This window comes from Oceanobacillus timonensis (assembly GCF_900166635.1).
GTDB classification, from domain to species: Bacteria; Bacillota; Bacilli; order Bacillales; family Amphibacillaceae; genus Oceanobacillus; species Oceanobacillus timonensis.
Genome location: NZ_LT800497.1, coordinates 2795209 through 2808668, shown reverse-complemented (window position 1 = coordinate 2808668; position 13460 = coordinate 2795209). Strand labels below are relative to the sequence as shown.

10 protein-coding genes are annotated in these 13460 nt (G+C 39.1%); all 10 read left to right on the top strand.

The genetic code is table 11. From position 1 onward, the window contains the following. Positions 1–26 precede the first annotated feature (26 nt). The 10 genes from B7E05_RS13745 to B7E05_RS13700 all read left to right on the top strand — a co-directional run bounded on the left by B7E05_RS13745 (position 27) and on the right by B7E05_RS13700 (position 13447). A complete protein-coding gene (locus B7E05_RS13745) occupies positions 27–803 on the top strand; it encodes a FliA/WhiG family RNA polymerase sigma factor (protein ID WP_080874735.1) in 777 nt (258 codons plus the stop codon). 43 nt (positions 804–846) lie between these two features. After that, positions 847–1311, top strand: coding sequence for a DUF6115 domain-containing protein (locus B7E05_RS13740; protein ID WP_080874734.1), 465 nt, complete (start codon positions 847–849; stop codon positions 1309–1311). Positions 1312–1515: 204 nt separating this feature from the next. Beyond that, the gene (gene rpsB / locus B7E05_RS13735; RefSeq protein WP_080874733.1) at positions 1516–2274 is read left to right on the top strand and encodes a 30S ribosomal protein S2; all 759 of its coding nucleotides are present in this window, start codon (positions 1516–1518) and stop codon (positions 2272–2274) included. A gap of 315 nt (positions 2275–2589) precedes the next feature. Continuing rightward, complete coding sequence (gene tsf / locus B7E05_RS13730; RefSeq protein ID WP_080874732.1) at positions 2590–3474, top strand: translation elongation factor Ts; 885 nt, start codon at positions 2590–2592, stop codon at positions 3472–3474. A gap of 307 nt (positions 3475–3781) precedes the next feature. Continuing rightward, complete coding sequence (gene pyrH / locus B7E05_RS13725; RefSeq protein WP_080874731.1) at positions 3782–4504, top strand: UMP kinase; 723 nt, start codon at positions 3782–3784, stop codon at positions 4502–4504. Between the two features lie 2 nt (positions 4505–4506). Next, entirely contained in the window at positions 4507–5064 is a 558-nt protein-coding gene (gene frr / locus B7E05_RS13720) for a ribosome recycling factor (protein ID WP_080874730.1), read from the top strand. A gap of 620 nt (positions 5065–5684) precedes the next feature. After that, the gene (locus tag B7E05_RS13715) at positions 5685–6443 is read left to right on the top strand and encodes an undecaprenyl pyrophosphate synthase (RefSeq protein WP_080874729.1); all 759 of its coding nucleotides are present in this window, start codon (positions 5685–5687) and stop codon (positions 6441–6443) included. Positions 6444–6458: 15 nt separating this feature from the next. Continuing rightward, entirely contained in the window at positions 6459–7247 is a 789-nt protein-coding gene (locus B7E05_RS13710) for a phosphatidate cytidylyltransferase (protein WP_080874728.1), read from the top strand. Positions 7248–7507: 260 nt separating this feature from the next. Next, the gene (gene rseP / locus B7E05_RS13705; protein WP_080874727.1) at positions 7508–8782 is read left to right on the top strand and encodes an RIP metalloprotease RseP; all 1275 of its coding nucleotides are present in this window, start codon (positions 7508–7510) and stop codon (positions 8780–8782) included. 375 nt (positions 8783–9157) lie between these two features. Beyond that, positions 9158–13447: a PolC-type DNA polymerase III gene (locus tag B7E05_RS13700; RefSeq protein WP_080874726.1), complete on the top strand. Its 4290-nt coding sequence runs from the start codon at positions 9158–9160 to the stop codon at positions 13445–13447. Positions 13448–13460 lie beyond the last annotated feature (13 nt).

The window sequence follows — 13460 nt, the reverse complement described above, 5'->3', positions numbered from 1 at the left end:
CCGATTGGAAAGGAGCGTGTATTTCTTTGAGTTCTCTAGAGCCTTTACAAGAAAAAAAGTTATGGGAAAATTGGGTATCCAATCAAGATAATGAAGCAGCAAACATACTCATTGAGAACTACATGTATCTTGTTTCCTTTCACACGGAAAGAATTGCGAGTCAGCTGCCTCATCGTGTTGATCGGGAAGAAATACGCAGTTATGGTTTGCTGGGGCTGTATGATGCCTTGCATAAATTTGAACTAAAACGTGATCTGAAGTTTGATACATATGCTTCATTTCGGATTAAAGGTTCCATTATGGATGGTTTGAGAAAAGAAGATTGGCTGCCACGGTCTATCCGTGAGAAAACGAAAAAAGTGGAACAGGCAAGTGAATCTTTTGAACAAAGGTATCAACGTGAGGCGCAGCCGGAAGATATTGCTGATATAACCGGGATGTCTGTTCAGGAAGTGGAAACAACCATGCGGGATATGGTCGTTAGCAATATGCTGTCCATTGAAGATAAACCGAAAAGTCATGAAAGTGATTTAAAAGAAGGTATCGGCTACAGTGTATCCGATAAACCTGATCTGAGACCGGAATCCAGACTTATTCAGGCAGAACGGAAAGAGGAATTGATAGATGGAATTAAATCATTAAATGAAAAAGAACAGCTTGTCATCAGTCTGTTTTATCAAGATGAGTTAACCTTTACAGAGATTGGCCAAGTGCTGGGATTAACGACTTCCCGGATTTCTCAAATACATAAGCGAAGTATTGTTAAGTTACGGTCAACGTTACAAAAAATCACGCAGGCTTAGGTAGAAAGAGAATATGTAAAAGTATGTATGGAAAGGAATAAATATGTCAACATTACTATGGATGATCAGCTTTATACTACATGGTGTCTCCCTATTAGCTATTTATTTATTATTAAAGGACAGACAGCATGCCGGTAATAGTAAGGAAACAGAAGCTGTATTAAAAGAGACGCTGACGGAAATTCGGAAAGAGAATAAAATGTTGCAGCGCCTTTTAGAGGAAGAAAAGCAACCTGATACAAAAACAGCTGATTGGGAAGAAATACAACAAACTGCTTCTCCCGTTGCAGAAGATACAGAAGCCGCATCTATCAAAACAGAGGAGAAACTGCAGAATCCGGAAATGTCCCCATCGGCTGTTTACCAGGACGAAGTAGAAACTTCTTTGGAAGCAAAGGTATTGCAGCTCCATGCAAATGGGAATACAACAGACGAGATAGCCCAACAGTTAAACTGTGGTAAAATTGAAGCTGAAATAATTATCAAAATGCATCAAAAAAAGTCATGAAAATTACTTGCTTACATTGGGATGTTGTGGTATATTAACTTTTGGTGTAAATAGTCTAATTATCAGAGAGGATTTATGAATCCACGATTAATAGTTAGATAAAAACAACACACGCATTTGGATTTATAAGATTGGTGCTGCTAGACAGTATTCTTATAAAGAAGAAAAATGCGGAGGAAAAAAACCAATTAGGAGGAATTTATTATGGCAGCAATTTCAATGAAACAATTGCTAGAAGCTGGTGTACACTTTGGTCACCAAACACGTCGTTGGAATCCGAAAATGAAAAAATATATTTTCACGGAGCGTAACGGCATCTACATCATCGACTTACAAAAAACAGTTAAAAAAGTGGATGAGGCATACAACTACGTAAAAGAAATCGCAGCAAACGGCGGTACTGTTCTTTTCGTCGGTACAAAAAAACAAGCACAGGATTCCGTACGTGATGAAGCTGTCCGTTCTGGAATGTTCTATGTAAACCAACGCTGGTTAGGCGGAACGTTAACAAACTTCCAAACTATCCGTAAACGTATTAATCGTTTGAAAGACATTGAAAAAATGGAAGAAGACGGTACATTTGAAGTACTGCCTAAAAAAGAAGTTGTTGACTTATTGAAAGAAAAAGATCGTCTTGTTAAATTCTTAGGCGGTGTGAAAGAAATGAAGAAACTTCCGGATGCGATGTTTGTTATCGATCCTCGTAAAGAGCGTATTGCTATTGCGGAAGCTCATAAATTAAACATTCCAATCATCGGAATTGTGGATACAAACTGTGATCCGGATGAAATCGATTATGTTATTCCTGCAAACGATGACGCCATCCGTGCAGTAAAACTTCTTACTTCAAAAATGGCAGATGCTATTCTGGAAGTGAAACAAGGTGAAGAAACAGAAGAACCTGTTTCTGAACAAGACCAATTAGAAGCAGAAGTAGAAGAAGAAACTGCTTCCCAAGAGTAATCTTTTAAAAGGTGAGGGTGATAAGAGGATAGAAGCCTTTTATCACCCTTTTTTCAAGAAGAATGAATGTGTAATATGCGCGAACGCTATAAAGGTATAGGTTGATTTTAACTAATTTATACTAATAAATGAATAATGATTAAAGATTAGAACGACCTAACGGAGGGAAAATACAGAGACTTCTATGAGAAAGTGTAGTGTTTTTCCATAGCGATCACTATGAAGACTCTCTTGATGCCTATACTGTTAAGTAAGAAAGTTATTTAAATCTTTAATTCAACTTCTATAAATGAATATACCAAGGAGGAATTTAACATGGCAGTAACTGCTCAAATGGTTAAAGAATTACGTGAAAAAACAGGTGCTGGAATGATGGATTGTAAAAAAGCACTAACAGAAACAGACGGAGATATGGATCAAGCAGTTGATTTTCTTCGTGAAAAAGGCATGGCAAAAGCTGCTAAAAAAGCAGACCGTGTCGCAGCTGAAGGTTTAACACACATTGAAATCGATGGAAACAAAGCTGCTATTATTGAAGTAAACTGTGAAACAGACTTCGTAACCAAAAATGATCAGTTCAAACAATTGCTTGCCGATCTTGGAAAGCACATTGTTAAAAATAATCCTGCATCCGTAGAAGAAGCTCTACAACAAAATCTTTTAGATGGATCAGAGACAGTTGGAGATGCCATTACAAAAGTTATTTCTAAAATCGGAGAGAAAATTTCTCTTCGCCGTTTCACAGTATTAGAAAAAACAGATAATGATGCATTTGGCGCTTACCTTCATATGGGCGGAAATATCGGCGTACTTTCTTTATTGGAAGGAACCACTGATGAAACACTTGCGAAAGACATTGCAATGCATGTAGCAGCTATCAATCCGCGCTATACATCCCGTGATGAAGTTGCAGAAGAAGAAGTAAACAGCGAGCGTGAAATGCTTAAAACACAAGCATTAAACGAAGGCAAGCCAGAAAACATCGTTGAAAAAATGGTAGAAGGCCGTCTAGGCAAATTCTTTGAAGAAATCGTTCTTTTAGAGCAAAGTTTTGTAAAAGATCCAGACCAAAAAGTGAAAAAATATGTTGAAGATAAAGGCGCTTCTGTCAAAGCATTCGTTCGCTATGCAGTAGGCGAAGGAATGGAAAAACGTGAAGACAATTTCGCGGAAGAAGTTATGAGCCAAATTAAAAAATAAGTGATACAAATTAGGGGACATTAATTTGTTCCCTTCTTTGTAACTATATAAGTGCGTGTTCAAAAAGACCGATAAATAGGACCAAGAAGTTCAAGGCGGCGCCGCTTTGAGGAACGGACTTTCACAGGATGTGGTGACTTCTACGTTGCCCACAGGACGTGGGTGTTCTTAGTAGAAGTTCCCCTATGCTTTATAATACGTGAGTACCGTAAAAGCAAGCCAACGCAGAAATTCGCAGTGTCATTTTTATTGGACTTTTTGAACATCCTATATAAGTGCAAAATATATTTTTTCTCTGGAGGTTATTATGACAACAGCACATTATAATAGAGTTGTGTTAAAATTAAGTGGAGAAGCTTTAAGTGGAGAAGAAGGTTATGGAATCTCACCAGAAATCATTCATTCCATTTCAGAGCAAGTGAAAGAAGTTGCAGACCTTGGAGTAGAGGTTGCTGTGGTCGTAGGCGGCGGAAATATCTGGCGCGGTAAAGTAGGATCCGAAATGGGAATGGATAGAGCTTCAGCTGATTATATGGGCATGCTCGCAACCATTATGAATTCCCTGGCCCTGCAGGATGGTCTGGAAACCATTGGTGTAGAGACCAGAGTTCAGACATCCATTGAAATGAGACAGGTTGCAGAGCCATACATACGGCGGAAAGCGATTCGCCATCTGGAGAAAAAACGTGTTGTTATTTTTGCTGCCGGAACCGGAAATCCTTATTTTTCTACCGATACAACAGCAGCATTACGTGCTGCAGAAATCGAAGCAGAAGTTATTTTAATGGCTAAAAATAACGTGGACGGCGTTTATACGGACGATCCTAAAATGAATAAAGAAGCAAAAAAATATCAATCATTAACCTATTTAGAAATGTTAAATGCCGGATTAGGCGTGATGGATTCTACCGCTTCTTCATTATGTATGGATAATGACCTGCCGTTAATTGTCTTCTCTATTATGGAAAAAGGAAACATTAAGCGAGTCGTACAAGGTGAAAATATTGGAACAACGATAAGGGGGAACTAAAAATGTCAGATTCAGTGATAAAAGATATGAAGGAAAAAATGAAGCAGGCTGTTCAAGCTTTTTCAAGAAATTTAGCCTCTGTTCGTGCCGGTCGTGCCAATCCAAGCCTTTTGGATAATGTTTATGTGGATTATTATGGTGCGAACACGCCGCTTAATCAACTGGCTCAAGTAGGTGCACCGGAGGCAAGATTATTAACGGTGACACCGTATGATAAATCTGCTATCGGCGATATTGATAAAGCAATTCAGAAAGCAGATTTGGGTCTCTCACCGTCTAATGATGGAAACATCATCCGGATAAATATTCCTGCGCTTACGCAAGAAAGAAGAAAAGAACTGGTGAAATTAGTCGGCAAATATTCAGAAGAAGCCCGCGTGCAAATCAGAAACCATCGTCGTCAAGCCAATGATCAGCTGAAAAAAGATGAAAAAAATGGAGACATTACTGAAGACGACTTGAGAGCATTTCAAGACGATGTACAGAACACAACGGATGCTTTTATTAAACAAATTGAAGACTTAGCAAAAACAAAAGAAAATGAAATTATGGAAGTTTGATAAGAGATATACATTATTTCTATCAGCTTTAACAGTAAATATATTTTTGTTTAAAGGTGACAGTTTTCTGCTAACGTAGTAAGATGCCATTAAGCCCTCTTATTAAAGGGGGTTTTTGTATTCATGTTACCGGCAATTGCGCTAAATACATGTTTAATGAAATATAGTCATAATAAAGGACGTTCAAAAAGTAACCAAATGATAAGCGGAGAAGTCTTTAGTTGATATTCTTGCCTCTAATTTTGGGACTGCGATTACCGATGTTGTCAGGTTAATAAATTTAAAAAAAATAATAGTTGCTATAAGCATAGAGCAATAAAGCTAACCAGCGGAGGAAAAACACGGAGACTCCTGCGGGAAAGCGCAGTGGGAAGACCCCGCAGGAAAAAAGCGAACTTCTTTTTTTCGAGGAGGCTGAGCTCAAGCCCGCGGAAAGCGTAGTGTTTTTCCGTAGCGGTCATACTAACCTGACAACATTGCTGCGATTACTCGTCCCATCGAAAATCATTGGCTACTTTTGAACAGACACTAATTATTATTGGCATGGTCATGCCTTTCATCCCTTGTTCTTGTAAAAGATGAAGAGGGTTATGAACAAACAACCATTCGGGGGACGGAAAATGTCTATTAAAATTCCTTTTTTATCAAAACAACCAAAAGAAACAGATTCACTTTCTGCAGAAAATGCTCCAGGTCATGTTGCTATCATCATGGACGGGAACGGCAGATGGGCGCAAAAGCGGGGTTTACCCAGGTTTGCAGGTCATAAAGAAGGTGTTTCTACGGTGAATAAAATCGTTAAAACCGCTGTGGGAGCAAATGTGAAGGTTTTAACGCTTTATGCTTTCTCAACAGAAAACTGGAAACGTCCAAAACAAGAAGTGGACTATATTTTAAAACTTCCCAAAGAATTTTTGCATGTATATTTACCAAGTTTGATGGAAAATAATGTTCGTATCGAAACAATAGGTGATTTTCATGCATTGCCAAATAATACGCAGGAAGCTGTAAACTATGCAATAGAAAAAACCAAGCATAATGATGGCCTTATCTTAAATTTTGCACTGAATTATGGCAGCCGTTACGAGATTTTAAAAGCTGTGAAGCAAATTGCCATCGACTTAAAAGAAGAAAATTTGGATATTGACTGTTTGGATGAAGAGACCTTTTCCAAACATTTATATACCAATGGCGTACCTGATCCGGATTTATTAATCCGGACCGGTGGAGAATACCGATTAAGTAATTTTATGCTTTGGCAAATGGCATATACCGAGTTTTGGTTTACGGATAAGCTTTGGCCCGAGTTTACGGAAGAAACATTTTATGAAGCATTACTTGCATATCAGCAGCGGAAAAGACGATATGGAGGTATATAAGGTGATGATAATGGAATGAAGCAACGAACGATAACAGCGGTATTGGCGCTGCTTGTATTTGTACCGATTATTATAATGGGCGGCATGCCGTTTACTATTTTTATCTATCTGTTGGCCACAATAGGATTAATTGAATTAATCCGTATGCGCCCGCCGGAAAAGCACTTCTTACCATATGTTTTATCAGCTTTATTAACGTGGGTGGTTTTACTGCCTGATGCCGTTTTTACTGATATTACATGGTTTACGAAGTATGAATTGATTTCTATTCTGATTTTTGTTTTATTAGCATATACGGTACTGGTTCAAAATGCTTTTACTTTTGATCAGGTCGGATTCGTTATCCTTGCAGCATTTTATGTCGGGTTAGGATTCTTCTATTTGCTGGAGACAAGAGATGGTGATAATGCGCTGAGAAATATTTTATTTGCATTTTTTATTATCTGGGCAACAGATACAGGAGCTTACTTATTCGGGAGGAAGCTTGGCAAACGGAAACTATTGCCTGCAATCAGCCCCAAGAAGACGGTAGAAGGTGCACTGGGAGGTATTTTTGTAGCAGTAGTTGTTGCTGTCATCTTTCATCTGATAACACCATTTGAGCAGTCCTTGTTGACAGTCATGATGGTTACGGTGATTGCTTCCTGTGTCGGGCAAATAGGTGATTTAGTTGAATCTGCTTTTAAACGTATATATAATGTGAAGGACTCAGGGAAAATCCTGCCTGGGCATGGTGGTATTTTAGACCGCTTTGACAGCATGCTTTTTGTTTTTCCATTACTGCATTTTATTCATTTTTTTTAACAAATGAAAACGAATGTTGTAGAATCAGTAAAGTAAGCTGAAATGTTGCATATACTAGGTGAAGAGCTTTCTTTTCTCCGTACATAGCATGTTTTATTTTTAAAATGATGAGACAAGCCAATCATTATGAATGGCTTTCAGTTATTAAAAAATAAATTTGTATTACGTCATAAGTTTATGTAATACAGTTATGTTTATATTATGATAGAAAAGTAAGGTGGAGTAATCTCTTTTACCTTTATCAGAAGGAAGGTGCTGTCATGACAACTGTTATTGCATTTATATTAATGTTTGGTGTACTCGTTTCTATCCATGAGTGGGGGCACTTGATTTTTGCAAAACGGGCAGGAATGCTTGTCCGTGAATTTGCAATCGGATTTGGCCCAAAGATATTATCATTCACCAAAAATGAGACACTTTATACCATTCGATTAATCCCGGCGGGCGGATATGTCCGTGTTGCAGGAGATGATCCGGAAATTGTCGAGTTAAAACCGGGACACCATGTTGCCCTGGATTTTAATAAAGATGGAAAAGTATCTCAAATTATTGTCAATAACAAATCAAAACATCCGAATGCCCGCACGATTGAAGTAGAGAAAGTGGACCTTGACCATAAGCTTTACATTGAAGGTTATGAATTGGATGATGAAGAAACAAAACTTCATTTTGATGTCGATCCGAAAGCAATGTTTATCGTTGACGAAAGAGAAACACAAATCGCTCCTTTCGATAGACAATTTGCATCGAAAACAGTTGGTCAACGTGCAATGCAGCTATTTGCCGGACCGATGATGAACTTTGTACTTGCCATCTTTATCTTTCTGCTTATTGGACTGATTCAAGGTGTTCCTGTAGAGGAAGCACAGATGGGGGAAATTCAACCCGACAGTCCTGCGGAAGAAGCGGGATTCGAGGAAAATGATATTATTACACAAATCGGTGATCAGTCCATTTCAACGTGGAATCAGTTCACAGGTATTGTGCAAGAAAGCCCGGGAGAGGAATTGGATTTAGTTATCTCCAGGGGCGGTACGGAACATGAACTCACCGTGGTTCCAGCAGAAGTGGAAACCGTTGATGAAAAGGGCGATCCGATGAATATCGGACAAATTGGAGTAACTGCAGCATATGAAAAAGATCTCCTTGGTACTGTAACCTTTGGCTTTGAGCAGACATTTGAAACATCAAAGCTTATTATTACCAATTTAGTTATGTTAGTTACAGGGCAATTGTCTATTGACGTTTTATCCGGACCAGTAGGCATTTATGATGCAACTAATCAAGTTGTTCAGTCCGGTTTTACTACCTTCTTAATGTGGACGGCAATGCTGAGCATTAATTTAGGAATTATTAATTTGGTTCCTCTACCGGCGTTAGACGGTGGCAGACTGATGTTTGTCGGCATCGAAGCAGTCAGAGGAAAACCGGTTGCTCCGGAAAAAGAAGGTGTATTCCACTTTGTTGGATTTGCACTTCTGATGTTACTAATGATTGTTGTCACATGGAATGACATTCAGCGATTATTCTTGTAAAATAAAATAGTAAATCCAATAGGATACCCTTGTCGGTTTATAGACAAGGGTATCGTGTTTTAATAATAACTCAACTTTGGGATTTTAAACTTTCTTTCCATAGGAACAGGGGTTGATCTTTTCTTCCATACAGCTGTTGAGAAAGAGTAGAAGATAAAGTGTAAGGCTACCGCTGCGGCGGAGTGGAAGCTACACACCATACCTTGTTCAAAAAATAGAAAGATGATTGAACTCAAAGCAAGCATGATAACAGCGATCCTGTTCATCTTGGAACAGCAAGGTCTATATGCTTCTTCTTAGGTGCGTAAGTTGAGTACTAATAAAAGAAGCTTTCTTTTCGTAAGTGAAAATATTTACAGATTGGAGGGGCACAAAATGCAGATTTCCAAGCAAGAAAAAATGAAATTGCTGCTTGAGCAAATTCAATTGTCTGAAACATCGGTGCAAACGTATTTTGCTTCAAGTTATTTGGAAAAAGTAGAAGTATATAAACAAGAGAAAAAATGGCATTTTTATATTCACCTGGAAGATGTGCTTCCTTTTGATGAATATTTATATTTATACCAGTCCCTGCAAAAAAGTTTCTCATCTATTGCGGAAAAGGTGGAACTGACATTACATACAAATAACAAACAATGTAATGAACAGGACATAGGTGTTTACTGGAAACACTTTTTAGCAACAACACCGATTTCTCCCGCCCATCAGGAAATGGTCATGCAGCAGACACCACGGATTGTGGATAATAAAATTATGCTGACTTCCAGAAACGAAACAGAATCCAATATTTTAAAAAAAAGGCTGGAGCCGGCCTTCAGTCAGTTCTGTTATCAAATCGGAGCGAGACCTTATGCTATTGATTTTGAAGTGAAGGCAAATCAGGACGAAATGCAAGCATTTCAGGACAATAAGGCAAAAGAGGACCAGGCGCTGGTTCAAAAAACGGTTCAGGAAAAAGAAAAGCGGGATAAAGAAAAAGATACGCCTGTCAGTCAGCCGTTCGCAATCGGTTATAAAATTCAAGATGATCCGGTAGAGATGAATCAAATTTTAGAAGAAGAAAGACGTATTACCGTACAAGGATATGTATTTGATGCAGAAATCCGTGAATTGCGATCCGGGCGCAGCCTTTTGATTATGAAAGTAACCGATTATACAGATTCCCTGCAAATCAAAATGTTTTCAGGCGGTAATGACGATGTCAGCAAGTTTCAATCTGTTAAAAAAGGGATATGGGTAAAAGCCCGCGGCAGTATCCAGACGGATATGTATACCAATGAATTGGCTATGATGGCAAAGGATATTCATGAGGTGCAAGTCAAAGAAAAACAAGACGAGGCACCGGAAGATGAAAAAAGAGTGGAATTACATGCACATACGACGATGAGTCAGATGGATGCGGTAGTTTCGCCGGATGCATTGGTTGAACAGGCTGCTAAATGGGGACATCCTGCTGTTGCCATCACAGATCATGCTGGTGTACAAGGTTTTCCGGATGCATATTATGCCGGACAGAAACATGGTGTGAAAGTACTCTATGGTGTAGAAGCAAACCTGGTCGATGATGGTGTTCCCATTGCCTACAATGAGAGCGACCGTTCCTTAAAAGAAGACACCTATGTTGTATTTGACGTGGAAACAACAGGACTTTCTGCTGTGTACGATACCATTATTGAATTGGCCGCAGTAAAAGTAAGAGATGGAGAAATCGTTGACCGGTTTGAATCTTTTGCAAATCCGCATCATCCGCTGTCACAGACAACAACCGATTTAACAGGTATTACGGATGATATGGTAAAAGATGCCCCGGAAGTAGGCGACGTTCTAAAAGAATTTCATGCCTGGATGGGGGACGATATTTTAGTCGCACATAATGCAAGCTTTGATATGGGCTTCTTAAATCAAGGTTTTAAACGGATTGACTATGCGAAAGCGACTAATCCGGTCATTGACACGTTGGAATTAGCACGATTTTTAATTACTGAGCTTAAAAATCACCGTCTGAATACCTTATGTAAACATTTAGGAATTGAATTGACCCAGCATCACCGTGCTATCTATGATGCGGAAGCTACAGGCTATTTATTATGGAATCTTGTGCAAAAATTAATGGAAAGAGGAATAACCAATCATCAGGATTTAAATAACCATATGGGAGAAAACAACGCTTATCAACGTTCCAGACCTTTTCACTGCACGATTTTGGCACAGACGCAGGAAGGTTTGAAAAATTTATATAAGATTGTATCTCATGCGCATATTGATTATTTCTACCGGGAACCGCGGCTGCCAAGATCTGTCTTGAAAAAGTACCGCAAAGGACTTTTAATCGGGACGGCTTGTGACCGGGGTGAAGTATTTGAAACAATGATGCAGAAATCGGAAGAAGAAGCAGAGCAGGTTGCTGAATTCTACGATTATATTGAAGTACAGCCGCCAAAAAACTTTGTTCATTTAGTGGATAAAGATTTGGTGCAAAATGAAGCGCAAATTGTGGATATACTACGGAAACTGGTCAATCTTGGCGAACGGATGGACAAACTGGTAACAGCTACCGGAAATGTCCACTATCTGCAGGATTTTGATAAGCAATATCGGCAAATCTTAATTGCCTCCCAGGCCGGTAATCCATTAAATCGGCAAACATTACCGGATACGCCGTTTCGAACAACGAATGAAATGCTTGCGGCCTTCTCCTTTTTAGGAAAAGACAAAGCAAAAGAAGTTGTTGTTCAAAACACCCAACAGTTAGCAGATCATATAGAAACGATTTCTCCAATCCAGGATGGTTTGTTTACACCGAATATTGAAGGTGCCGAACAAGAAATGCGTGATCTATGCTATAACATGGCAAAGGAAATATACGGTGAGCCGATACCGGAAATTGTGACGAACCGTCTGGAAACAGAGTTAGAGAGTATTATCGGAAATGGGTTTGCTGTTATTTATTTAATTTCCCAGAAGCTTGTTAAAAAGTCACTGAACGATGGTTACCTGGTAGGTTCCAGGGGCTCTGTCGGTTCATCCTTTGTTGCAACGATGACCGAAATTACGGAAGTGAACCCGCTGCCGCCACATTATGTGTGTCCAAGCTGCAAGCATTCTGAGTTCTTTACAGATGGTTCCGTAGCAAGCGGTTTTGATTTAGAAGATAAAGCCTGTCCTTCGTGCGGAGCTGCGCTGAGAAAAGATGGACACGATATTCCTTTTGAGACATTCTTAGGCTTTAAAGGGGATAAAGTACCCGATATTGACTTGAACTTCTCAGGAGACTATCAGCCTCGTGCCCACAACTATACAAAAGAGTTGTTTGGTATTGATAATGTATACCGAGCTGGAACAATCGGTACAGTCGCAGAAAAAACAGCTTATGGTTATGTAAAAGGTTATGCCTCTGATCATCAGCTCGTGTATAAAAATGCAGAAATTGATCGGCTTGTGCAAGGCTGTACAGGGGTAAAAAGAACAACTGGACAGCATCCGGGAGGAATTATTGTTGTTCCGGACGATAAAGAAATTTATGATTTCACACCAATTCAATTCCCGGCTGATGATCGGAACAGTGAATGGCGGACAACGCATTTTGATTTCCATTCGATTCATGATAATTTGTTGAAGCTGGATATACTCGGACACGATGATCCGACTGTAATTCGTATGCTGCAGGATTTAAGCGGTATTGACCCTAAAACGATTCCGACCGATGATGAAGAGGTTATGAAAATCTTTGGAGGTACCGAATCCCTAGGCGTTACTCCGGATCAGATTCAATGTAAAACAGGAACGTTGGGAGTACCTGAATTCGGAACACGATTTGTCCGGCAGATGCTTGAGGATACGAAGCCGAAAACATTTGCGGAACTGATTATTATATCTGGTCTGTCACATGGTACAGACGTATGGCTCGGTAATGCCGAGGAACTGATTAACGATGGTATTTGTAAACTTCCGGACGTTATCGGTTGTCGTGATGATATTATGGTGTATTTAATGCATAAAGGGTTAGAGCCTTCTTTAGCATTTAATATCATGGAGTTTGTCCGTAAAGGTAAAGGCTTGAAGGATGAATGGATCGAGGAAATGAAGAAAAATAATGTACCCGACTGGTATATTGAATCTTGTAAGAAGATTAAATATATGTTTCCGAAAGCCCATGCTGCAGCTTATGTATTGATGGCTGTGCGCATTGCCTATTTCAAAGTGCATCATCCGATTCTTTTTTACGCTGCCTACTTTACTGTCCGCGCAGATGATTTTGAGTTAGATACAATGATTAAAGGGTCTGAAGCGATTCGGAAACGCATTGAAGAAATCAGTTATAAAGGCAATGATGCTTCACCGAAAGAGAAAAGTCTGCTTACGGTGCTGGAGATTTGTTTAGAAATGTGCGAACGCGGTCTATCCTTTAAAAAAGTAGATTTATATAAATCGAGTGCGACAGAATTTATCGTTGACGGCGATTCCTTGTTACCTCCTTTTAATGCCGTGGATGGATTAGGTACAAATGCAGCCTTAAATATTGTAAAAGCGCGTGAAGAAGGCGAATTTTTATCGAAAGAAGATTTACGAGAAAGAAGTAAAATTTCCAAAACGGTATTAGAGTATTTAGATAATCATGGATGTTTAGAAGGAATGGAAGAGAAAAATCAGCTTTCATTATTTTAACTGATGAGGATTA

Excerpts from the sequence above, each read along its gene's own strand:
- pyrH (WP_080874731.1), top strand. The coding sequence starts at position 3,782 with ATGACAACAGCACATTATAATAGAGTTGTGTTAAAATTAAGTGGAGAA.
- frr (WP_080874730.1), top strand. The coding sequence starts at position 4,507 with ATGTCAGATTCAGTGATAAAAGATATGAAGGAAAAAATGAAGCAGGCT.
- rseP (WP_080874727.1), top strand. The coding sequence starts at position 7,508 with ATGACAACTGTTATTGCATTTATATTAATGTTTGGTGTACTCGTTTCT.
- tsf (WP_080874732.1), top strand. The coding sequence starts at position 2,590 with ATGGCAGTAACTGCTCAAATGGTTAAAGAATTACGTGAAAAAACAGGT.
- B7E05_RS13710 (WP_080874728.1), top strand. The coding sequence starts at position 6,459 with ATGAAGCAACGAACGATAACAGCGGTATTGGCGCTGCTTGTATTTGTA.
- B7E05_RS13700 (WP_080874726.1), top strand. The coding sequence starts at position 9,158 with ATGCAGATTTCCAAGCAAGAAAAAATGAAATTGCTGCTTGAGCAAATT.
- rpsB (WP_080874733.1), top strand. The coding sequence starts at position 1,516 with ATGGCAGCAATTTCAATGAAACAATTGCTAGAAGCTGGTGTACACTTT.
- B7E05_RS13715 (WP_080874729.1), top strand. The coding sequence starts at position 5,685 with ATGTCTATTAAAATTCCTTTTTTATCAAAACAACCAAAAGAAACAGAT.
- B7E05_RS13740 (WP_080874734.1), top strand. The coding sequence starts at position 847 with ATGTCAACATTACTATGGATGATCAGCTTTATACTACATGGTGTCTCC.